The 23,385-nt window shown below is 69.5% G+C and carries 15 protein-coding genes; 4 read left to right on the forward strand and 11 right to left on the reverse strand.

The features are described 5' to 3' along the window. Positions 1-22: 22 nt before the first annotated feature. The 3 genes from ACH442_RS29415 to ACH442_RS29425 all read right to left on the reverse strand — a co-directional run bounded on the left by ACH442_RS29415 (position 23) and on the right by ACH442_RS29425 (position 3,238). Positions 23-853 (reverse strand): carbohydrate ABC transporter permease, encoded by an 831-nt coding sequence (locus tag ACH442_RS29415; RefSeq protein WP_396341428.1) that lies wholly within the window; start codon positions 851-853, stop codon positions 23-25. 85 nt (positions 854-938) lie between these two features. Further along, positions 939-1,868, reverse strand: coding sequence for a carbohydrate ABC transporter permease (locus ACH442_RS29420; RefSeq protein ID WP_396341350.1), 930 nt, complete (start codon positions 1,866-1,868; stop codon positions 939-941). Beyond that, on the reverse strand, positions 1,865-3,238 hold the full coding sequence (locus ACH442_RS29425) for an ABC transporter substrate-binding protein (RefSeq protein WP_396341351.1): 1,374 nt from the start codon (positions 3,236-3,238) through the stop codon (positions 1,865-1,867). The genes ACH442_RS29420 and ACH442_RS29425 overlap by 4 nt, the downstream gene beginning before the upstream one ends. Before the next feature lie 119 nt (positions 3,239-3,357). Here ACH442_RS29425 and ACH442_RS29430 point away from each other — a divergent pair, with 119 nt between their 5' ends. Next, positions 3,358-4,386 (forward strand): zinc-binding dehydrogenase, encoded by a 1,029-nt coding sequence (locus tag ACH442_RS29430; protein WP_396341352.1) that lies wholly within the window; start codon positions 3,358-3,360, stop codon positions 4,384-4,386. 262 nt (positions 4,387-4,648) lie between these two features. Next, positions 4,649-4,858 (forward strand): SDR family oxidoreductase, encoded by a 210-nt coding sequence (locus ACH442_RS29435; RefSeq protein ID WP_396341353.1) that lies wholly within the window; start codon positions 4,649-4,651, stop codon positions 4,856-4,858. A gap of 60 nt (positions 4,859-4,918) precedes the next feature. Here the strand turns inward: ACH442_RS29435 and ACH442_RS29440 are convergent, their stop codons facing one another. From ACH442_RS29440 to ACH442_RS29465, 6 genes are all read right to left on the reverse strand, one after another. Continuing rightward, the gene (locus ACH442_RS29440; RefSeq protein WP_396341354.1) at positions 4,919-7,612 is read right to left on the reverse strand and encodes a ricin-type beta-trefoil lectin domain protein; all 2,694 of its coding nucleotides are present in this window, start codon (positions 7,610-7,612) and stop codon (positions 4,919-4,921) included. Next, positions 7,597-9,993 carry a ricin-type beta-trefoil lectin domain protein gene (locus tag ACH442_RS29445; RefSeq protein ID WP_396341355.1) on the reverse strand — a complete coding sequence of 799 codons (2,397 nt, stop codon included), beginning with the start codon at positions 9,991-9,993 and terminating at the stop codon, positions 7,597-7,599. The genes ACH442_RS29440 and ACH442_RS29445 overlap by 16 nt, the downstream gene beginning before the upstream one ends. Before the next feature lie 31 nt (positions 9,994-10,024). Next, complete coding sequence (locus ACH442_RS29450; protein ID WP_396341356.1) at positions 10,025-11,479, reverse strand: endo-1,4-beta-xylanase; 1,455 nt, start codon at positions 11,477-11,479, stop codon at positions 10,025-10,027. A 21-nt stretch (positions 11,480-11,500) separates the two neighbouring features. After that, on the reverse strand, positions 11,501-14,263 hold the full coding sequence (locus ACH442_RS29455; RefSeq protein ID WP_396341357.1) for a glycosyl hydrolase family 95 catalytic domain-containing protein: 2,763 nt from the start codon (positions 14,261-14,263) through the stop codon (positions 11,501-11,503). A gap of 329 nt (positions 14,264-14,592) precedes the next feature. After that, positions 14,593-16,086 (reverse strand): arabinofuranosidase catalytic domain-containing protein, encoded by a 1,494-nt coding sequence (locus tag ACH442_RS29460; protein ID WP_396341358.1) that lies wholly within the window; start codon positions 16,084-16,086, stop codon positions 14,593-14,595. Next, on the reverse strand, positions 16,083-17,414 hold the full coding sequence (locus tag ACH442_RS29465; RefSeq protein WP_396341359.1) for a ricin-type beta-trefoil lectin domain protein: 1,332 nt from the start codon (positions 17,412-17,414) through the stop codon (positions 16,083-16,085). The genes ACH442_RS29460 and ACH442_RS29465 overlap by 4 nt, the downstream gene beginning before the upstream one ends. 309 nt (positions 17,415-17,723) lie before the next feature. On the opposite strand from ACH442_RS29465, the gene ACH442_RS29470 reads away from it, so the two are divergent. Then, on the forward strand, positions 17,724-20,774 hold the full coding sequence (locus ACH442_RS29470; protein ID WP_396341360.1) for a glycoside hydrolase family 9 protein: 3,051 nt from the start codon (positions 17,724-17,726) through the stop codon (positions 20,772-20,774). Positions 20,775-20,843: 69 nt separating this feature from the next. Here ACH442_RS29470 and ACH442_RS29475 read toward each other — a convergent pair whose 3' ends face one another. Next, positions 20,844-21,689 (reverse strand): hypothetical protein, encoded by an 846-nt coding sequence (locus tag ACH442_RS29475; protein WP_396341361.1) that lies wholly within the window; start codon positions 21,687-21,689, stop codon positions 20,844-20,846. A 69-nt stretch (positions 21,690-21,758) separates the two neighbouring features. Here ACH442_RS29475 and ACH442_RS29480 point away from each other — a divergent pair, with 69 nt between their 5' ends. Beyond that, complete coding sequence (locus ACH442_RS29480) at positions 21,759-22,403, forward strand: TetR/AcrR family transcriptional regulator (protein WP_396341362.1); 645 nt, start codon at positions 21,759-21,761, stop codon at positions 22,401-22,403. A gap of 47 nt (positions 22,404-22,450) precedes the next feature. On the opposite strand, the gene ACH442_RS29485 is transcribed toward ACH442_RS29480, so the two are convergent. After that, positions 22,451-23,347, reverse strand: coding sequence for a LysR substrate-binding domain-containing protein (locus tag ACH442_RS29485; RefSeq protein WP_396341363.1), 897 nt, complete (start codon positions 23,345-23,347; stop codon positions 22,451-22,453). Between the last annotated feature and the right edge of the window lie 38 nt (positions 23,348-23,385).

Genomic DNA, 23,385 nt, shown 5'->3' on the forward strand with positions numbered 1-23,385 from the left:
TCCTTGTCGCGAAAGGCGGTGGTCATTCCTTGGTGCCGCCGGCGGTCATCCCGGCGACCAGGAAGCGCTGCGACACCAGGAAGACGATGAGCACCGGCAGGACCGACACCACGGTGGCGAGGGCCAGGGTCGGCAGCTGGACGGACTGGGCACCGGCCGAGCTGGGGTTGAAGGCCGGGGTGGAGGCCAGCAGCGAGGTCAGCCCGACCTGAACCGGGTACCCGTCGCTGGACGGCAGCATGACGAAGGGCAGGAAGAAGTTGTTCCAGTTCTGCACGAAGCTGAAGAAGGCCACCAGGGCGACGATCGGCGTGGCCAGCGGCAGCGCGATCCTGGTGAAGACCTGGAACTCCCGGCAGCCGTCGATGCGGGCGGCGGCGAGCAGGTCGCGCGGGATGCTCGTGGAGAAGTAGATGTAGGTCAGGTACACGCCGAACGGGAAGAACGACATGGGCAGGATCACCGACATCGGGCTGCCGATCAACCCGACGGCGTTGAGTTCCAGGAAGATGGGCAGGACCAGCGCCGTGTTGGGGATCAGCATAATGATCAGGGTCAGCACCAGCAGTAATCGACGGAACCGGAACTCGGTCAGCGCCAGCGCGTAACCGGCCGGGATGCCGGCGACCAGGGTGACGGCCAGCGCGCCGAGCGCGTACAGCGCGGAGTTGCCGATCCAGGAGGTGACCGCCCCGTCCTGGAAGGCGAACAACTGGTCCACATTGGTGGCCAGGTCGCCGAGGCTGCCGAACGAGAAGGGATTGCCGACAGTCAGGTCCCGCATGGTCTTGGTGGTCGCGAGCAGCAGCCAGACCAGGGGGACGGCGAAGAAGAGGACGAACACGGCCACCATCACCGCGGCGATCGTCCTGCCGCTCCAGCCACTCGGACCGGGCCGGGGTGACCGGGGGGAGGCACTGTGCACGGACGTCATGGGCTCAGTCCCGCTCGAACAGGCCGCCGCGCGTCACGAAGACGGCGGACAGCGCCAGGGCGATGACGAGCAGCAGCAGGGAGATCGCCGCCGCTCCGTTGAAGTCGTTCTGCTGGAACGCGTACTGGTAGGCGAGCTGGTTGAGCGAGTAGTCGTTCGGGACGACGGCATTGCTGGCCTGCGACAGCAGCTGCGGCTCGACGAAGAGCTGGGTGCCGGCGGCCAGCGACATGATGCCCATGTACGAGATCCACTTGCGCAGCATCGGCAGCTGTATGCGCCACGCGATCTGAGCGGCGTTGGCACCATCGACCCGCGCCGCCTCGATCACCTCGGCGCTGATGTTGTTGAGGGCGCCGTACATGATCACGATCCAGCCGCCGGCCCCGGTCCAGAAGGCCACGACGGTGAAGACCACCGGCAGATTTCCGGGCGCGATGACCTGCACGAAACTGTCGAAGCCGAGCGCGGAGAGCAGACCGCTCACCGGACTGGCGGCCGGATCGAGCACGAACAGCCACAGCAGCACGCTGGAGGCGCCGGCGAGGGCGCCGGGCAGGTAGAAGACCAGTCGCAGCGTACGGCTGAGCCACCTGACCCTGATCGCGTGCACGACGATCGCCAGCAGGGTCACGAAAACGACCAGCGCGACCAACCAGATGACGAGATAGAGCGCCACGTGCGTCACGGCCGGCCAGAAGCGGAAGTCGCCGACGACCGTGGCGAAGTTGGCCAGCCCGGCGAAACGGCCCTCGCCGTCGGTGAACGCCAGAACCAGGGCGTAGACCGCGGGCAGGACGCCGAAGGCCAGCGTCAACAGCACGTAGAGGGAGATGAAGCCGTAGCTCATCGCGCTGCCGCGGGAGGCGGGCGGCTTGCGGGCCGCCCGCCTCGCCGGGGCCGCCACCGGGGCGGTCTCGCCGACGATCGTCATTTGACCGTGTAACCGGCGACCTGTGCCTGGTTCTTGATCGCGGTCTGCCACTCGGGCAGCAGCGACACCAGGCTCTTGCCGTTCGCGATGGCGGGGGTCATCGTCTTGGCCCAGATGGCCTCCTGACTGAAGATGCCGGATCCCCAGCCGTCCCAGATCGACGTGCCGGCCTCGGCGACGGCCTGCAGGTCCGAGGCGTAGTAGCCGCTCGTCTGCTGTTTCTGCACCCACTTCTCCGCGGCGGGCGCGTAGGCCGGGTAGCCGGGAGCGACCTCGACCTGGTACTGGTCGGCCGTGGTGACGAATCGGACGAAGCTCTCGGCGGCCTTGAGGTTCTTCGAGTGGCTGCTGACGAACCAGGTGCCGCCGCCGACGTTGCCCGTGACGGCCTGCTCGCCCTGCCAGGCCGGTGGGGCGGCCACGCCGAGTTGACCCTTGGGGACGTTGAGGGACTGCGGGTTGTTGAAGATGGCGCCCGCGTACCAGGCCGGTCCGGGCATGGTGAGAACCTTGCCGGAGTACTTCTGGACGAACTCCGGGGTGAACACGCTGACGTTCGGCGTGGTCCCGTTCTTGATCAGGGTGTCGAGCATGGTGGCGGCCCGCCGGCACTGCGGGGTGCCGGTGTCGACGGTGACGTCCTTGGGCCCGGTGATGCCGTTGGCCTGGCACTTGCTGGCCCAGAAGTAGACCTCGGGTGTCCAGGCGTCGCCCACCGTGCCGACGATGTAGCCGGGGTGCTCGCGGGCGACCTTCTCCCCGAGGGCCTGGTACTCCTCCCAGGTGGTGGGGACCCGGTAGCCGAACTGGTCGAGCAGCGCCTTGTTGTACCAGAGCACGGCCTGGGCCAGGTCGTTGCGCAGGCAGTACACCTTGCCGTCGACGGTGCACGGGTTCAGGGCACCCGCCGTGAACTTGTCGAGGGTGTCCTTCGCGACCAGCCCGTCGCTGAGCACGGCGGCGTAGGCCTGCTTGCCGTTGCTCTTCTGGCTGGCCCAGGCGGCGTCGTTGTTCTGGCTGGAGAACACCACGTCGGGCCAGCCGCTTCCGGCGCGGTCGAACAGCTGGATCTTCGTCCGGAAGGAATTGGAGCCGTTGGCCGACCCGTCGTAGGTGACGACCTGGATCGGTACGCCGGGGTTGGCCTTCTGGAAGGCATCCGCGGCCTTCGTACGGTCGGCGTCCACCCACACCGTGATGGAGGCCTTGTCGTCCTGGGCAACCTGGGGAAATCCGTACTCGCCGGTGCCGGGATCGGTCCCACCCCCACCCCCGCCCCCGCAGCCGGTGAGGGCGACGGTGAACAGGACGGCGCCGCCAAGGATGGCCAGCCGGGAGCGGAGTTTACGGGCGCTGGTGAATCGAACCATGTCGTAGTCCTTTTTTGATCATCCATATTGACGCCACGTTCATGGAGCCGAAATATAAGGGCATACGTATGATGTCTGCAAGGGTCCGGCAGGATCCCATGAGGGCGAGGTGGCGAGCCATGAAAGGCGCGGCGTACCAAGGAGCGGGCAGCCTGCGGACGGTATCGGTGGAGGTGCCGGCCCCGGCCCCCGGCGAGGTACAGATAGCCGTGGCCTACTGCGGTCTGTGCGGCACCGACCTGCACATCACGCACGGGAACATGGACGCCCGGGTGCGCACTCCCTTGATCTTCGGTCACGAGGCCTCGGGCACGGTCGCCGCCGTCGGACCGGGCGTGACCGGCTGGGCGACCGGTGACCGGGTCACCGTGATGCCGTTGCTCTGGGACGGCACGTGTGCCGCCTGCCTGGCCGGCCATCAGCACATCTGCCAGAACCTGACGTTCGTCGGCATCGACTCCCCCGGGGCCCTGCAGCAACGCTGGAACGTGCCGGCCTCGATCGTGCTGCCGCTGCCCGCCCGGCTGGACCTGCGCACCGCCGCCCTCGTCGAGCCCGTCGCCGTCGCGGTGCACGACGTGCGCCGAGCCGAGCTGCAGATCGACGATCAGGTCGTCGTCCTCGGCGGCGGCCCGATCGGCGTGCTCATCGCCGTCGTGGCCCGCCACGCGGGGGCCCGGGTCCTGGTGGCCGAGATCGACGCCGAACGCCGCGATCTGGTCGCCTCCCTCGGGTTCGACGTCCGGGACCCGTCCGGCACCGGCTTCGCCGCCGAGGTCGAACGCCGGACCGGCGGAGCCGGCGCCGACGTGGTCTTCGAAGTCTCCGGCGCCGCCGCCGCGGTGCGCGCGGCCACGGCTCTGGCCAAGGTGCGGGGCACGATCGTCGTCGTCGCCATCCACGCGGTCCCCCGGGAGATCGACCTGCAAAGGGTCTTCTGGCGCGAGCTGCGCCTGCTCGGCGCGCGGGTGTACCAGCGATCCGACTTCGAGCGCGCGATCGACCTGCTGGACCGGGGCGTCATCCCCGCACAGGAGCTGATCACCGGTGTCGTGCCGCTCGAGGACACCGCCGGCGCCATGGCCGACCTGGCGGCCGGCCGGGCGATGAAGATCCTGGTGGACGTGGCGGGGCAGGAGCCGGCATGAGCGGATCGTTCGATCTGAACGGGCGGCTCGCTGTTGTCACCGGCGCCCGCCGTGGGATCGGCCGCGCCATGGCCGAGGCGCTCGCCACCGCCGGCGCGGACATCATCGGCGTGAGCGCGCACCTGTGCCCCGACGACGAGTCGCGGCGGCCGTACGCGCCCGGGGCCGCTCCTTCGAGGCCCACGCCGTCGACTTCGCCGATCGTGCCGCGGGCTCACCCGGGCGCTGGCCAACGAGTGGCCCGGCCAGGGCGTGAACGTCAATGCCATCGCCCCCGTTGCATCGCCACCGACAACACTGCGGCATTGCGGGAGGATCCCGGCCGGTCGCGGTCCATCTGGAGCGCATCCCGGCCGGTCGCTGGGGGCGGAGTGACGACATCGCCGGGGCCACCGTCTTCCTCAGCTCGGCGGCGTCCGACTACGTCTCAGGAGTCGTCCTCCCGGTGGACGGCGGGTGGCTGGGACGGTGACAGCCGTCCCCCGGCGGCTGCGCCTCAGATCTCCGTCCGGCACCTGAGGCGCAGCCGGGCTCAGGTCATGGCCCATCTCTGGTTCGCGCCGCCGTTGCAGGACCAGAGGATCAGCTTGGTCCCGTTCGCGGTGCCGGCGTTGTTCGCGTCGACGCACAGGCCGGACTGGACACCGGTGATGGATCCGTCGGCGTTGACGTTCCACTGCTGGTTGACGGCGCCGTGGCAGTCCCAGATGATCACCGCGGTGCCGTTGGTCGTGCCGTTCCCCGAGGCGTCCAGGCACTTGTTCCCGTACACCATCAGCTGTTTGCTCCCGGTGTAGGACCACCGCTGCTTCGCGCTGCCGTCGCAGTCCCACAGCTGCACCTGGGTGCCGTTGGCGGTCGTGGCGTTGGGCACGTCGACGCACCGCCCGGACTGGCCGCCCACGATCTGCCCGCTCTGCTGGCTGCCGCCGCCCTGCCGGCGGACGATCGACGTGGACTCGGCCGATCGGTTGCCTCCGGCGTCCAGGACGAAGAGCCGGTAGTCGCCCGGTGACGACGGAACCGCGATCGAGGTGGCGGTGCCGCCGGCGCTCGTCATCGTCGGTCCGGCGACGAAGTTCGTCGTGCCGGAGGGGGCCAGCCAGATGCTCCGGCCCGGGTCGCCGGCGCTGCGGACCGGGATCGTCGAGGTCCCGCTACCGGTGTACGTGCTGGCCGGCAGGACGTGATCGGGCAGCGAGAGACGGGCCGGCGGGACGATGTCCCGGAACGCGTCCTCCAGCCCGGAATTCACGGCGATGCCGTAGGCGGCCGCCGGCCAGACGTAGTCGGAGGACACCAGGATGTCCTGGACCGTGCTGTTGGGCAGGTTCTTGTTGGAGACCTTGTTGACCGGCCCGTACGTGTTCGTGATGTTCAGGTCGTGCTTGCGGCCGAAGTCGTCCGAGTTGATCAGCCAGGTGACGTTCTTGTCCACACTCAGCACGTTGTCGCGGAAGGTGAGGTACGCCGAGCCCTCGTCCGGATGGAGGCCGTACTTGTGGCCGGCCGGCACACCCTGCAGATAGTTGTCGGTGATGGTGGTTCCCGGCTGGCTGCCGAGGGTGTAGATGGGGGCCGTGTCACCCAGCCGCTGCACCGTGTCGACGATCTGGTTGTAGCTGATGGTGTTGTTGCGGGCCGAGGTGGTCGGCCGGTTGGGGGCGACGGACCCCGACGACCCGTCGAAGTTCCACCAGCCCCAGCCGAGCGTGATGCCGGCCCAGGGTGCCTTCTCGATCCGGTTGTGCTGGATCGTCAGCGTGTCGGCGAAGTAGGCCGAGATGGGGCTGTGCCCGTTGAAGAGCACAGCACTGTCGTACAGGAAATTGTTCTTGATCTCGATGTTCTTCGGGAGTCCCTCCACCTGGGCCGGGAACTTCTCGCGGCTGCTCGACCCGGCGTCGCCGATGAAGACGTGCTGGGGGTGGCCGACGGAGATCGCCGATCCGGCGATGTCGTTGGTGTAGTTGCCGGTCAGCTGGCTGTTCTGCACGTCGTTGACCATGCTGATGCCGTCGGCCCCGGTGTGCTGGATCCGGTTGCGCTGCAGCAGGATCCCGTCGGCGTTCTGGATCTGGACGACGGCGGGCGTGGTGTCGACGTTGCGGTAGTAGTAGGCATGGAAGTTCTGCTTCGCGTACGCGATGGCGCTGAGATTGCCCTGTTGCGCCTGCTTGTAGACGGAACCGGCCACGTTCGTCAGGTTCCAGTCGGAGTGCTGCACCGTGAGACCGGAGAAGGTGAGACCGCGCGCGTGGTTGCTCGTCGTGGTGCCGGCGACCCGCAGCAGCGTGGTCACGTTGTCGGGTGCGAAGACCGTCGCGGCCGCCATGTTCTCGGCATCGCTCTTGTAGTAGTAGAGCGTCCGGCTGGACTTGTCGAAGTAGAACTCCCCCGGTGTGTCCAGGAACTCGTACGCGTTCATCACCTTGTGGACGCCGCCGACCTGCGCGTTGCCGTTGTACGCCCCTTGTGCGATCGCCGCGCCGGGCTGCTGGAACACCGCGACCCGGTTGCCACCGTCGGTGGTCACCTGGCGCACTCCCACGATGGCCGAGGTCCAGGTGGTCGACGTCTCGATCTCGATGTCGTCCTGGTTGGTGGCGATGGCCGGGAAGTCCGACGCGCTGTACTTGGCGCCGGCGCACTGCGACCCCGACTCCCACGCCCAGTCCGCCTGCCCGGCAGTGATGGTGTAGGTGCCTTGACAGCCCGCCGAGTTGATCGTTTTCGCGGCCATGAACGCCCGCTTGTCGTTGACGTACAGAGCCCGGAGTTTGCCGGAGCGGTTGAGCGGGGCCTTCCAGATGTTGCCGCTCTGCTGGGTCCACCCGGTCACCTGGACGCCACCCTCGAGCACCGGCGTCTCGTTCGGGTAGGCGGCGTAGACCACCCGGTGGCCGCCGGTGCCGGAGTCACCCGGCCCGAACTCGATCGTGCTGCTCACCGGGTAGCTGCCGCCGCGGAGATAGACGTTGATGTCACCGGTCATGGCCGTGTTCACCGTGCGGACGACGTCCCGCGCGTGTTGCACGGTCCGGAACGGTGCGGTGATCGTTCCGGCATTGCTGTCGTTGCCGTCCGGAGCGACGTAGTAGGTGGCCTGCACCGCGGCCTCGGCGGCCTGCCCGGTGACGGCGGCGACCGTCGTGCTGGCGGCGACGACCACGGTGGCCGCCAGCAGGGTCTTCGCGAGAGACATCATGGTCACGACCTGGTCCATCTCTGGTTGCTTCCGCCGTTGCAGGTCCACAAGGCGACGGCCGTGCCGTTGGCCGTCCCGGCGCCGGTCACGTCCAGGCACAGACCGGACTGGACGCCGGTGATGGTGCCGTCGGCGTTGAGCCGCCACTGCTGATTGGTGGCGCCGGTGCAGGACCAGATCCGGACCCGGGCGCCGGTGGAGGTGCTGGGTGCGTCGAGGCACTTGTTGCCGTAGACGGTCAGCTGATTGCTCGACGTCGCCGTCCAGGTCTGGTTGGCGCCGCCGTTGCAGTCCCAGATCTGCACGACCGTCCCGTCGGCCTGGCTCTGCCCGTTGACGTCCAGGCACCGGTTCGACCCGGCGCCGCGGATCGTGCCGGTCGGGCTCGTGCCGCCGTCGAGCGGGGTGATGGTCAGGTTGTCGAACTGGGCGGTCACACCTTGACCGGTGGCGTATCCGACCTGGCCGGCGACCCAGGTGGAATCCGAGACGCTGCCCAACGTGGCGCCGTCGAGGGCAGCGGTCAGGGTGCCGCCGTTGAGCGTGAGGGCCAGCTTGTGCCAGCGGCCGGTGCCCAGGGCGGTCGTGGTGCCACTGGCCAGGGTCCGCTGGTTGCCGCTGGTGTTGTTGCTGCGGATCGACCACGAGCCGTTGTCGGCGACCCGCAGATAGTAGGCGTTGAGGCTCTGCGGATTGTCATGGTTGTAGTTGCCGGCGCGGCCGACGAGTTGCGCATAGCCGCTCTTCTCCAGCAGGACGTCGGAGGAGACGGTGTAGTTGCGCCAGTTGACGTCACCGAGCAGCGTGAACGGCTCCGCGTGGCCCCCGGTCCAGAAGATCGGCGTCTGTTCCGACATCTGGCGTACGCACTGACCGGTCCGGCCGCCACCGCACGGGGCCACCTCGAAGGAGCCCTGATGATCCGACAGGTACTTGGCCTCGCGCCCGGTCGCGTAACCGTCGAAGTCATCGCTGTAGGGCAGCGCCAAGGCGCCTTGGGCGGGACTGGTCGCGGTGCCCTTGCCCTGTCCGGTGGTCGTGGTGATGCTGTAGACGTAGCCCGGCTGAACGGTCAGCGAGAACGAGCCGTTGGACGGGGTGATGTCGTTGCGGCGGACGAACTGGTCGGCCGGGTTTCCCGACCGGACGTTGGTGGACCACACGTGCACGGTCCCGGTCGACAGCCCTCCGGTGACGCTGAACTGGAGATCCTGCGCCGAGCCGGCATCCATCGTCTCGATGACGGTGCTGTAGTCGGCGCTCGTCGGCGACTTCAGCGAGACGTAGCTGCCGTTGTTGCGGTTGCCGCCGAGGTAGCCCGTGGAGCTGTCCAGGTAGCGCCATCCGGGTGCGGTGAACTGGGTGGTGTGGGCCATGACCCAGGTGCTCGCACCGACCGAGTAGTAGCCGGACCACGGTTGGGGAGCCACGGCCACGCCGGTTGTGCTCCAGGGGATGTTGGGTGTGATCGCGGCGATGACCGGCCAGTTGAGGTAGGCGGTCATCTTCCCGTCGATGTAGTCACGGTTGATGCCGCGGGCCAGGGCCGGCGCGCCCGCGTTGTAGTCGTCGGAGCCGTTCTCGCTGGCCCACAGGGTCTTGCCCGAGTTCACCGCGTTCGCCGAGCTGGGGCAGCTGGTCTGGGCGCTGCGGTAGCCGCAGACGTAGTGGCTGCCGACCACCGAGATGGCCGAGCCGAACGCCGGGTCACGCAGCGCGTCGTCCGCCGAGCCCCAGCCGAATTCGTCCGAGGCCACGATCTTGACGTTCGGGTATCCGCGCGAGTTCAGCGCCGAGCGCAGGTTCTTGTACCACGTCAGATCCCGGCCGCGTTCGTTCCAACCACCGAGGTAGTCGATGGTCAGCCCGTGGGAGGTGGCACACCCGAGCCAGGCGATCAGGTAGTCGATGGAGTCGCTGGACCAGAAGTTGCCGTTGCCGATCCAGCCAGGGGCGCCCCAGGACAACCCGACCAGCTTGATGCCGGGGTTACGTGCCTTCGCCTGGGCCATCATCCACCACTCGTACCCGCGGTCACAGTTCACCTGGCCCCGGGTGTGCTCGTGGCTGGGTTCCGCGCCGGAGGTCGAGTTGGTGTCGCCGCCGATCTCGACTTTCATGATCTGCATCGCCGCGCCGTAGCCCGGCTTGAACAGGTAGTCGAGGATGTCGCTGCGCTGCGGTTCCGGATAGTCGATGAGCAGGCGGCTGTTGCCGCCACCGCCGCTGATGGCCCCGACGCCGTCGAAGGTGCGTCCGCCGGACGCGCCGTTGACCGTGATCGCCGTGGCGGCCTGCGCCGGCGCGGGGGTCACGGTCAGCGCCCCCGCCACAGCCAGCAGCAGACCGGCGGCGGCAGCCCAGCCGCGGTTCGGCTTGCGCTTGTCGCGTGTTGTCATCTGAGTTCCATCCCTTCTGGGCGGTCGCGGGTCAGAGGCCGGTGCACGAGACGGCGACGGGCGGCGTGCTGCTGCTGCCGTTGGCCAGGAAGCCGAAACTCGTCGAGGCGTTCGCGCCGAGGGTGCCGTTGTAGTCGGCATTGCGGACGCTGACCGTGCCGCTGGTGCCGGTGTTGACGCCGTTCCAGACGTTCGCGAGGGTCTGCCCGCCGGCCAGCGCCAGTTGCACGGTCCAGCCGCCGAGGGTGGCCGAGCCGTTGTTGACCACGGTGACCTCGCCCTGGAAGCCGCCGTTCCAGCTGTTGGTCAGGTGATACGTCGCGCTGCAGGCGTTCGGCGACGGGTTGCTGGGCGACGGGTTGCTGGGCGACGGGCTGCCCGGAGTGCTCGGCGACGGACTGCTCGGCGACGGGCTGCCCGGAGTGCTCGGCGACGGGCCGCTCGTACCGGGCACGGAGGTGGAGGCGGCGTTGAGCGCGTTGAGGACCGACGTGTACGCGGCCTTGGGGTTGCTGTTGCGATCGAACAGCAGCGGATTCTCGCTGCCACGCCAGGAGTCGCTGTCCCGGATGCCCCACGTCGTGATGCCGACGCAGCGGGGAACGTTCACGCAGGCCTGGGTCAGTCCCGCGTACTGTGTGGCGGAGGCGTTGGTGACGTCGGCCTCGGTCAGGGCCACGTCCACGCCGAGCGCGGCGAAGCTCTGCAGCGTGGTCTGGAAGTTGCCCGGCAGCGAGCTGCCCCCGGTGAAGTGGGTCTGCAGGCCGACGCAGTCGATCGGGACGCCTCGGGACTTGAAGTCCCGGATCATGTTGTAGACGCCCTGCGTCTTGGCGTAGGTCCAGTTCTCGATGTTGTAGTCGTTGTAACAGAGCTTTACCGACGGATCGGCGGCCCGAGCGGTCCGGAACGCCACCTCGATCCAGTCGTTGCCGGTGGACTGCAGGTTGGAGCTGCGGCGACTGCCGTTCTCGGCGAAGGCCTCGTTGACCACGTCCCAGGCGTAGAGCTTGCCCCGGTAGTGGGCCATGACGCCGTTGATGTGGTCGACCATCGCGGTGCGCAGGGCGCTGCCGCTGAGACTCCCCCAGAATCGTGGCTGCTGCGCGTGCCAGGCCAGGGTGTGGCCCCGGACCCGCATGCCGTGCTGGGTGGCCCAGTTGTAGATCGCGTCACCGGCCCGGAAGTCGAACTGGCCGCGGTTGGGTTCGGTCGCGTCGGGCTTCATCTCGTTGACGGCCGTCATCATGTCGAACTCGCGGTTCGCGATGGTGAGGAAACCTTGGTCACTGAGGCGGTCGCCGCCCATCGCGGCACCGAAGTACCGCCCGCTGCGCTCGGCGGCCGCCTTCAGCGTGGTCCCGGGCGGGCCGGTCAGGTCGGCGCGGGCGACGGTGGCCAGGGCCACCGAGGACACGGCGATCAACACGGCACAGGCGCCGCCGACGAGGAGCCGGGCGCGACCACCGGTACGGCGTTCTTTCATTCCTGTACGTCCTCTCGAGGTTCAGGTGGTGGTGATGGTGACGGCGGTGGGCGGTTCGTTCCCGCCGGTCACCGAGGCGATCAGTCCGAAGCTGGTGGCGGCGCCAGGGGCGAGGGCGCCGTTGTACGCGGCGTTGGTCACCGTCACGTTCGGTCCGTTCTGGGTGTAGGTGCCGTTCCAGACCTGACTGATGACCTGACCGCCGGGGAAGCTCCAGGAGACGGTCCATCCCCTGATCGCCGTGGATCCGGCGGTCACCGTCACCTCGGCCTGGAAGCCGCCGGACCACGAACTCGTCACCGCGTACACCGCCCGCGCGCCGGACGGCGACGGCGACGGCGACGAGGACGAGGGGGACGGGTCCACGCCGGCCCGGGCGGCCCGGTAGGTGTGCCCGGCGCGGGCGGTGAGCTGCACCGAGTCCGACTCGATGCGAGTGACGGCGGTGGAGGCGCCGTCAGTGAGGTCGGTGACGGTGAAGGTCCCGGCGAACAGTTGGGCACGCAGCTTGACGGCCCCGTCACGGTCCGCCGTGATCAGCAGTTCGTCCGCTTGACCGGCGCTCCATCCCAGACCCACCGTGTATCCGCCCCGCCCCCGCAGGCCGGTCACCCGACCGGCCGGCCAGGCGGCCGGTAACGCCGGCAGCAGGTGCAGTTCGCCGTTGTGGCTCTGCATCAGCATCTCGGCGATGCCGGAGGTGGCGCCGAAGTTGCCGTCGATCTGGAACGGCGGATGCAGGTCGAACATGTTGGGCGCGAGGCGGTCCGTGCGCACGAGGTCACCCAGGAGCTTGCGCGCCCGGGCGCCGTCCTCCAGTCGCGCCCAGTAATTGATCTTCCAGGCGAGCGACCAGCCGGTCCCGTCGTCGCCGCGCAACTCCAGGGTCCGGCGCGCGGCCTGATGGAGCTGAGGAGTGCCGCGCTTGGTGATCTGGTTGCTGGGGTGCAGGCCGTACAGGTGGGAGACGTGCCGGTGATTCGGCTCGGTCTCCACCCAGTCGGCCAGCCACTCCTGGATGTTCCCGCGGGAGCCGACGCGCATCGGAGGAAGCCGATCCCTTGTCGCTCGGACGCGGGTTCGGAAGTCCTGGTCGACGCCGAGGACTTCAGCGGCCCGGTCGACCCCGTCGAACAGGTCGCGCAGGATCTGGTTGTCCATCGTGGGACCGGCGCACACGCTGGCGTTCGCGTGGTGTGGCAGCTCCGGCGAGTTCGACGGATTGGTGACCAGGTAGCCGCGCACCGGGTCGGTGACCAGCGTGTCCAGGAAGAACTGCGCGGCACCCTTCATGGCCGGGTAGTGGTCGCGCAGGAAGCCGGGGTCACCGGTGAACCGGTAGTGATCCCAGATCAGGGTGGCGAGCCACGCGCCGCCGGTCTGCCACATGCCCCACAGGGCGCCGTCGACCACCGAGGTGCCCCGCCAGGCGTCGGTGTTGTGGTGGGTCACCCAGCCGCCGGCGCCGTACTGCGCCTGCGCGGTCCGGGCGCCGCTCACCGCCAGCTCCTTGATCATGGCGAAGACCGGCTGGTAGCACTCCGCCAGGTTGGTGGAGTCGGCCGGCCAGTAATTCATCGGCAGGTTCGCGTTGAGGGTGTACTTGGAGTCCCACTGGGGACTGATCGAGTCGTTCCAGATGCCCTGCAGGTTGGCCGGCTGGGTGCCCGGCCGCGACGAGGAGATCAGCAGGTACCGGCCGAACTGGAACAGCAGCGCGGAGAACTGCGGGTCGTCGACGCCGGCGTGCTGCGCGATTCGCACGTCGGTCGGCTGGTCGGCGGCGGCGGTGCGCCCCAGGTCGATCGTCACCCGGCCGAACAACGCCTGATAGTCGGCGATGTGCCGGCTACGCAGCTGGTCGTAGGCGAAGGCGCGCGCGGCCGCCAGCCGACTGCGGGCGATGCCCTGGTAGTCACCGTTGACGGTGCGGTAGTCGACGTAGCTCGAGCCGATCGACACCAGCAGCGTCACGCTGGTGGCCCCGGAGACCCGTAGCGTGCCGCCGGAACTGGCGACCGACCCGCCGGTGACGACGGCCTCGGCCAGGGCGAGGAAGCGGACGCTTCCGGTGACGCCCTCCATGCTGCCGGAGATCCCGTCGAGGGCGATCGTCGCGCCACCCGGGCTGGACGTCGTGGTGCGCTGCGGGCTGGCGAAGGTGCCGCTGAACGAGATCGCGCCGGCCCGGTCGGCCGTCAACCGCACGACGATCACCTGGTCCGGCGCGCTGGCGAACACCTCACGCTGATGACGCACCCCGTTCAGCACGTACGTCGTGGTGGCGACCGCGGTCGTCAGGTCGAGCGTCCGGCGGTACTGCGTCGCGCCGGAGGCGGAACCGAGGGCCAGCCGGAGGTCACCGACGGTCTGGTACGCCAACTGCCCACCGGGCGTTCCCATCATGGTCTGGTTGATCAGATCCTGCGCCGACGTCCACTGGTCGGCGAAGACCCGGCGCCGGATCTCGGGCAGGGCCGCCGCTCCGCGGGAGTTGCTGGAGTCGTAGGGTCCACCGGCCCAGACGGTGTCCTCGTTCAGCTGGAGCCGTTCGGTGTCGACGTTGCCGAACACCATCGCGCCGAGGCGTCCGTTGCCGATCGGCAGGGCTCGCAGCCAGTCGGTGCCGGACGGCTCGTCGTACCACAGCGCGAGGTCGCCGGCCACACGCACCTCGGGGGGCGCGACCGAGCCGGCCCGGGCGGCCGCCGTCCAGCCCCATGGCAGGAGCGCCGCCCCGGCCGCGCCCCCGACGAGCAGGCGTCTCCGTGTCACCTCGGGCATGGCTGTCCCTCCAAGCAGAGCTGGATCGAATGGCGGAAGATTTGTGGAAGCGCTCCCAGCGATGCCCTCAGGTTGCCAGATTGTTTCCGGCACATCAAGCGATTCACACCAATGTTTAATGTCGTCCACACGGCGCCCGCATAACAATTCGCGGGCAGCCGGTCATGGAGAACGACGACGAGAGCCACCGCCGGGACAGCCCTCGTCGAGGGGCACGGACCAGCGCCAACCGGCCCGGCGGGGTGTCAGCAAAATCTCCGCGCGGTCGTTGACGCTGTCCATACATATCGCTGCTGAATGCGCAGCGCGGCTTTCAGTACGCGGAATTCCTATCGATAGCCGGCCGCAGCAATGTTGGCCTGCACCGCATTCTCGGTCGCGTCCGACGGATAACCGGCAACCATCGCGCCCTCGTAGAACGTGCCCGCGCTCTGGTTCGCACCGCCGTCCGGTTTGCAGCAGTCACCGCCGCTGCCGAGCACGATCGCCCCCTGCTTGCGCATCGGACCGTAGCCGGAGGGCAACGCGCCGTCCCACAAGGTGGAGAGGCTCCCGCTCTGGGCGTTGCTGCCCTTGATCGCGAACCGGGAGGTCCCGTTGTTCTTCAGCGTCGCGGTCACGAACTTGCTGGTGAACGCGCGCTGATTGGGGTTCCACGAGCTGCTGCCACCGGGGAACAGTCCCCATTCGAGGTCGGCCTGGACCCACGGTCCGGTGCCCGAGCAACCGCCGAACCAGCAGCTCGTGCCGAAGTAGATCGCGTCCATGGCGCCGGCGGCGTCGGCCTTCCTGGTGGTCTCGCTGTTGCCGTAGTCGAAGCAACAGCCGCTGTTGACGTGGGTGCCGCTGGTGACCATGTACATGCCCTCGGGTGCGCTGCCGGCCGGGACACCGGTCAGATGCCCGTCGCGCCAGTAGCTGTTGCCGGGATTGATGTAGAGCGAGTACGCCTTCGCGCCGCCGATGCTCAGCGACTCGGTGGTGGCGACCGCGGGCCGGCTCTGCGGCGAGCCCGGCACCGCCGGCGATCCCTGATACCAGAGTTCGTTGCCGCGCCCGGACTGGTCGTAGACGACGGTGATCACACAGGTGACCCCGGCGCAGAAGGAGTCCTGGGCGGCGGCGTCAGCGGTGCCGCCGGAAAGGGCGGCGATGTCACGGGTGGCGTTGTCGGAGCTGCGCCGGACCTGGTAGAGGTTGCCGCGATAGGAGCCGTAGAGCGCCCGTACGGTGCTGTGGGCGGCCACGCACGGGGTGCCGCCGGCGGCGTAGAGATCACACGGGCCGCCTCCGGTACCGCCCGGCGTGGCCTGGGCCCACTGCTGGTTCGCCTGACCGTTGCAGGCCCACAGGATGATCCTGGTGCCGTTGACCGTGCCTGCGGCGTTGGCGTCCAGGCACAACCCGGACTGCGCACCGGTGATCGTCCCGTCGGCGTTGACGTTCCACTGCTGGTTCGCCTGGCCGTTGCAGTCCCAGATGACGACGGCGGTGCCGTTGGCGGTGCCCTGCCCGGTGGCGTCGAGACACTTGGTGCCGTACACCGTGAGTTGTCTCGTGGTCGTCCAGGTCCAGGCCTGCCCGGCGCCGCCCGAGCAGTCGTACAGCTGGGCCTGCAGGCCGTTCGTGGTCGCGGCGCCGGGGACGTCGAGGCAGCGGCCGGACTGGCTGCCGACGACCCGGGTGGGTGTCCCGACGGTGGCGGCGGCCGCGACGTCCCCGCCGGCGCCGACGACTCCGGCGGTGAACAGCAGCGTCAGGACAGCGGCGAGACCGAACAGGCGTCGGCGGTTCACGTGGCCCCGTCCTGCGGGGATCGTCATCGCACGGACCATTGCTGGTTGGCGCCCCCGTTGCAGGACCACAGGTCGAGCCTGGTCCCGTTCGCGGTGGCCGCACCGGTGGCGTCCAGGCACAGCCCGGACTGGACACCGGTGATCGTCCCGTCGGCGTTGACGTTCCACTGCTGGTTGGCCTGGCCGTTGCAGTCCCAGACGATGACGGCGGTGCCGTTGGCGGCCCCCTGCCCGCTCGCATCCAGGCACTTCGCGCCCCCGGACCCGGTCAGCTGCCGCCCCGCCGTGTAGGTCCAGCTCTGTGTGCCGGCGCCGGTGCAGTCCCACAACTGGGTCGCGGCGCCGTTGGCGGTGGTGCCACCCACCAGGTCGACGCACCGGCCGGACTGCGCGCCGACGATCCGCGAGGTGACCGGGCCGGCCGACCCGAACTGGCTGAAGAAGCTCCACACCAGCGGCCGGGTCCACGACCGCTCCCCGGGGTTGTAGTCACCCGCCGACCCGTCCACCGGGCCGGGGGTGTGGCCGGCGTCGAACGCCGCCCACGCCACCGGGTAGCCGGCCCGGCAGCCCTGGTAGTAGGTGATGGTGTGGGTGAGGCTGCCCTGCGCCGGTTCGGGCGGGTTCTGCGCGGTGCACCCGTTGTTGCGGACGAACCGGTCCCGCAACGAGCGGCCGTTGGAGATGTTCAGCACCGGATCGCGCAGGCCGTGCAGCCCGAGGTACGCGATCGGCTGCGTGCCCCCGCTGCAGCCGCTGAGCTGGCCGCCCGAGTAGACCGCGACCGCTCGGAAGACGGTTGCCCGGGCGCAGGCGATGGCGTAACTCATGCCGCCGCCGTAGCTGAAACCGAGCGAGAACAGCTGGGACGTGTCCACACACAGCCCGCTCTCGAGCAGGTTGACCATGGCGTCGACGAAGGCCAGGTCCTCACCGCCGGAGTTGGCCCACCCGTTGTTGAGGCCCTGCGGCGCCACGAAGATCGCACTGTTGCCGGCCAGCGCCCGGAGCCCGTAGTAGGACCAGGGGTATCCGCTGGTGCCACCGCCGTCCACATCGTTGGCGGTGCCGCCGTTCCAGTGAAAGCCGAAGATCAGACGGTACGGGCGGTTGCTGTCGTAGCCATCCGGGAGGCGCAGGATGAACGTGCGGTTCTTGCCGCCGCTCTGCATCGTGCGCGAGCCGCTGGTCAGGGTGGGACTCCTGCCGCAACCGGCGGTGGCCGCGAGGGTCCTGGTGGACGGGGGCGGCGCGCCGGCTGACGCCTCCGGCGTCACGGTCACCCCCAGAACAGCGATCAGGAGGGTAGCGAGGAACGTCCCTTTCCACCGGGAAAGGAATCCGGCACGAGCCACGGGGATCTCCACTTCGTGCAGTGGTGCAGAGGGGGGTCTGCTCGGGCCGGGGTTGGGGTGCCCACGGCCCGCTACTACGAGATCATCAGACGTCATACGTTATTTCTGTGATTGAGCACAGTCAATACGGAACGTCTTCGAGCATGTGCGAGCCGCTCATATAACAGTTTTCCGGCCGCGAACCGGAGGATCATCGGGCCAGTCATCCACGCCAGTCGATTGACTCGCTGAAATGCGGTGGTAACAATGACTCTCTTGGGAGCGCTCCCAACGAGGGCTTCCGGTACTGCGGCGTTGGAAGGAAACTGCGTGACTTCATACCTGCGTGGGCGGGTCACCGCGCTGACCGCGGCCGCTGCGGCGGCCGTGCTGGCACTGACCTCCTTGACGGCCCAGCCCGCCTCGGCCGAACCGACCCAGCACATCCCCGGCGGCGACTTCACGACGGGAACGACCGGCTGGTGGTCCACCGACAACGCGCCCCTGTCCGCCACCGGTGGGGAACTCTGCGCCGACGTCGCCGGTGGCACCACCAACGCCTGGGACGTCAGCCTCGGCCACAACGGCATCCCGCTGGTGAAGGGCGCCGCCTACGAACTGAGCTTCCGGGCCCACGCCAGCGTGCCGGTGACCGTCCGGGCCAACGTTCAGCTCAACGAGGCGCCGTACACCACGGCGCTGTCCCGGGCGGTGGCGCTGACCACGCAGGCGCAGACCTTCGAGTACACCTTCACCTCCAGCCTGGACTCGGCCGACGGCACGCTGACGTTCCAGCTCGGCGGGAGTGCCGGCGCGTTCCGCTTCTGCCTGGACGACGTCTCTCTGACCAGTGACGCCGCCACCCCGCCGGCCGGCCCGGAGCAGGTGAAGAACGGCGACTTCGCCGACGGCACCGCGGGCTGGTACTCCTACGGCACCACCGCGACCGGCGCCGACGACGGACGGCTGTGCGCCACCGTGCCCGCCGGACTGGCGAACCCCTGGGATGCCGGCATCGGGCAGAACAACGTCGCGTTGACGGCCGGAGCCTCCTACACGCTGTCCTTCGATGCCACGGCGACCCCGGGCGCCACCGTGCGGGCCGCCGTTCAGCTCGGCGCCGATCCGTACACGTCATATCTGAGCCGCGACATCGCGCTGACCGCCACCCGGCAACACCTGGAGTACTCGTTCACCGCACCCGAGGACACCACCGCGGGCCAGGTCGCCTTCCAGGTCGGCGGCGCGGCCGCGGAGTACCGGCTGTGCCTGGACAACGTGTCGTTGATCGGCGGCGAGGCGGAACCCCCGTACGTGCCGGAGACCGGGCCCCGGGTCCGGGTCAACCAGGTGGGTTACCTGCCGGGCGGACCGAAGAACGCTACTTTGGTCACCGAAACCACCGGAGCACTCGACTGGCAGCTCAAGACCGCCGCCGGCGACGTGGCCGCGTCGGGCCGGACCGAACCGCGCGGGGTGGACGCCGCCTCCGGCCAGAACGTCCACACCATCGACTTCTCCGCCTACCGAACAGCGGGAACCGGCTATACGCTCGTCGCCGACGGACAGACCAGCCACCCGTTCGACATCTCCAGCACCCTCTATCAGCAACTACGGTCGGATGCGCTGCAGTTCTTCTACATTCAGCGCAGTGGTATCGCGATCGACGGCAACCTGGTCGGCGACCAGTACGCCCGGCCCGCCGGCCACCTGGGCGTGGCTCCGAACAAGGGCGACACCGACGTGCCGTGCCGGGCCGGCTCCTGCGACTACCGGCTGGACGTGCGCGGCGGCTGGTACGACGCCGGCGACCAAGGCAAGTACGTGGTCAACGGCGGTATCGCGGTGCAGCAGCTGATGAGCAGCTTCGAACGCACCAAGACCGCGGTCACCGCCGCGCACGGCGCCGGCCTGGCCGACAGCACGCTGCGGGTGCCCGAGCGGGGCAACCAGGTTCCCGACATCCTCGACGAGGCCCGCTGGGAGCTCGAGTTCCTGATGCGCATGCAGGTTCCGGCCGGCCGGCCGCTCGCCGGGATGGCCCACCACAAGATCCACGACGCCAACTGGACCGGCCTTCCGATGCAGCCCCAGAACGACCCCGAGCAGCGTGAGCTGCAGCCGCCGTCGACAGCGGCCACGCTGAACCTGGCGGCCACCGCGGCGCAGTGCGCGCGACTGTTCGCGCCGTACGACGCCGCGTTCTCGGCCAAGTGCCTCACCGCCGCCCGCACCGCGTACGCCGCGGCCAAGGCCAACCCGGCCAAGCCCGCGCAGGACCTGGGCGGCGGCGGTGGCGGGTACGGCGACGACGACGTCTCCGACGAGTTCTACTGGGCCGCGGCCGAGCTGTACCTGACCACCGGCGAAGCGGCGTTCCTGACCGACGTCACCGCCTCCGAGCACCACACCGGCGACGTCTTCGCCGCCACCGGCTTCGGCTGGGGCAGCACCGCGGCGCTGGGCCGGCTCGACCTGGCCACGGTACCCAGCGCACTGCCGGCCACCGACCGGAAGCGGATCCGCCAGTCGGTGACGACCGCCGCCGACAACTACCTCGCGACCCTCGAGGCCCAGGCGTACGGGTTGCCGATGCCCGGCAACGCGGGCAGCTACTTCTGGGGCGCCAACAGCAACATCCTGAACAACGTCCAGGTGCTGGCGACCGCGTTCGACCTGACCGGCGCGGCCAAGTACCGCGACGGAGCGGTGCAGGGCGTCGACTACATCTTCGGCCGCAACGCGCTGAACCAGTCATATGTCACCGGCTGGGGCGAGAAGGCGTCACAGAACCAGCACACTCGGATCTACGCGCACGAGAAGGATGCCGCACTGCCCCACCCGCCGGCCGGATCGCTGGCCGGCGGCGCCAACGCCGGGCTGGACGACCCGTACGCGAAAGCTCTGCTCACCGGTTGCAAGCCGATGTTCTGCTACGTCGACGACATCGAGTCGTACGCGACCAACGAGATCGCCATCAACTGGAACTCCGCCCTGGCCTGGGTGGCGTCCTTCCTGGCCGATCAGGAGAAGAGCCAGCCGGCCCCGGCGGCTTCCTGCCGCGCCGGTTACACCGACTACGGCGAATGGGCGGACAAGGCCGGGTTCACCGCGCAACTGGCGGTGACCAACACCGGCACCACGACCATCGACGGCTGGACGGTACGCTTCGCCTTCCTCGGCGGTCAGCACCTCCGCGAGGCCTGGTCGGCCGAAACGACACAGTCCGGCGCGACGGTGACCGCCCGGCCCACCAGCACGAACCAGCGCATTCAGCCCGGGGCGACGGTGTACTTCGGCTTCAACGCCACTACACCAGGTGGACCGAACCCGGCGCCGGAGCTGATCACCCTCAACGGGACAGCCTGCGAGCGGTCCTGACGGTAGCCCATTCCGGCACGGTGCCGACCCGGTTGCTCGCAACCGGGTCGGTCAGTTCTTCCCGGACTGTCACACCGGCATCGTCCCGTTCGGCAAGTCGGTGCTGCCCACCCTCTGCCGGGGCTTCGCCGGGCCGGGACCTTCCGGCTCGGCGTCCTCCGGAGACGGCGGAAGCAGCCGAGTTCCGGGCGGGAATTCGCCGGATGCCGCCGCGGAGCTTTCCCCGGAACCGGTGCGGCGGCCCGACGACCCGGCGCGGCCTGCCGTGCGCGAGCGTTCGGTGAAGAGCGCACCGAGCACAGCGCCGGCGACGAACCCCTCGACGATCATGAGGCCGTGCGCGTTGTCCTGCGCGAACCACGTCGCCAGCCCGAGGACCGGCCCGGACACCGCGAGCAGGCCGTCCCTGACCCGCCGGGTGTGCAGCGCCCGGATCACCAGCGCCCCGGCGAGCGTGGCCGCGACCAGGTAGGTCACGCCCGAGCTGCCCGCCCAGTTGCGGGGCTCGTTACTTACCTGCGCGGCCCCCACGAGCGCATCCAGCCAGCGGGGCACCAGGGCCGCCGCCAGGAAGAGCCCGGCGGCCGCGGGCCGCCCCCAGTACCACTCGGCGTAGGCCGCGACGAGGGCGATCGTCACGACGTTCCACGCATCGCCCAGGACGCCGCCGTTCTGCATGATCACCGAGGTCAGCGGTCGCCACCAGCCGCTGCGGGACGGATCGCTGTCGAGTGCCGGCATCGCCCCCGGCCAGCTCGCCTGCAGGATCAGGCCGCCGATGACCAGCGTGGTGAGGACGACGGCGAGCATCGGGAAGCGCCGCCGGGGTGCGAGCCGCTCCGCGGCCTTGACCGCCAGCACCAACAAAGCCGCCGTGACCAGGTTGTAGACCAGCACGTTCATCGTCTCCCCCATCGATTTGAACGCTGTTTGAATCAACCTAGCACTTTTTGAACACCGTTTGAAAGCAGGTATGCTCCATGCGTGAAGTTGACCAAGGAGCGGATCGTCGAGGCGGGCATGATCACGTTCGCCGAGCACGGATACGCCGGACTGTCGATGCGCCAGGTCGCGGAACGGCTCGACGTTCACGCCGGGTCGCTCTACTACCACGTACGCAATAAAGAGGCTCTTCTTGCCCTGCTCGCCGACCGGCTGGCCAGCCAGGCCTTCGAAGCCGGCGAGAAGGCGCTGACCGAGCTCCCGTCGGCGGCGGGCTGGATCGACCGCGTCGAGGCGCAGGCGAGCGCGCTGCGCCACACCCTGCGCAAGCACGCCGGTGGTCCACTGCTGCTGGCGGGCAGCCCGGCCATGCTGAGTCCGCAGGCCCTCGCGCTGATGGAACGGCTGCTGGCCACCCTGCGCGACGGCGGTGTGCCCGAGGAGGACCGCGTGGTTCTGGCCGACGTGGTCCTGAGTTACGTCACCGGTTTCGTGCTGCAGGAGCAGGCCGAACCGGAGACCGCCCCGCCCACGGACGTCGACCCCGCCGCTCTGGCGGCCCGGTTCCCGATGCTGTTCGCCAGGCCGCCGCAGGGCCCCGACGAGATGTTCCGTCGTGGCGTGCGCCGGATCTGCGAAGGGCCTGTTCAGGTTCTGTCCCGCGGATCACGCCGCAGCCCCGCGTGATTCGCGGGACAGAACCCAGCCGCCCGCCGTGGCGGTCGCGGTCCTGGTCACCGCCGGGCGCGGGCGACCCGGCTGCGCAGTTCCCGCCGGAACTCGGCGATCGCCGGAGAACCGTCGGCGGCCCGGGTGGCCAGCTCGACGACCCGGTGCAGCCCGGCCGGCGCGGTGATCTCCAGCAGGGTGATCCCGGCCCGCGGCGTGGCCGCCGAGCGGGGCACCAGCCCGACGCCGAGACCGGCCGCCACCAGGTCGAGCAGCACCGGGTAACCGGCCGCGCGGCCGACGATCCGCGGCTCGAACCCGGCGAGCCGGGCGGTCATCTCGGTGACCGCCTGAAAACCGCGGTCCGGGTACGTCGCCACCCAGTCCACCCCGCGGAACCCGCCCAGGTCGGCCGGCCCGTCGGCGGTCCCGGCCGGCACGGCCAGCAGCATCGGATCGGTGTAGAGCGACACCCGCCGCAGCCCGCCGGTCTCCGGCGCGGCCAGCGGGTGGTATCGGTGGGTCACCGCCACGTCCAGCTCGCCGGCCCGGACCGCGGGCAGCGCGTCCTCCGGCTCCAGCTCGGCGAAGGACAGCCGCAGGGCCGGGTGGCGGCGGCGCAGCGTGCCGAGCACCGGCACGACGAACCGGTGCGCGGCGGTGGCGAACGAGCCGACCCGCAACCGGCCACCGCCTGCCGACCCGGCCGCGGCCACGTCCTGCTCGGCCGCCTCCAGGTCGGCCAGGATCCGCCGGGCACGACCGACGAGAAGCTCTCCGGCCGCGGTCAGCCGGACACTGCGGGCCGAGCGTTCCAGCAGTTGGGCCCGGCTCTCCCGCTCCAGCCGGGCCAGCTGCTGGGAGGCGGCGGCCGCGCTGCCGCCGGTGGCCTGGGCCGCGCCGGCGATCGAGCCGGTGTCGGCCAGGGCGACGAGCAGGCGCAGACGGTGAGTGCCGAGCATCGGGAAATCCTATGCTCAGCGCTCCGAGACACCGGTTT

Origin of the sequence: Actinoplanes sp. NPDC020271 (assembly GCF_044388125.1) — a bacterium.
Classification (GTDB): domain Bacteria; phylum Actinomycetota; class Actinomycetes; order Mycobacteriales; family Micromonosporaceae; genus Actinoplanes.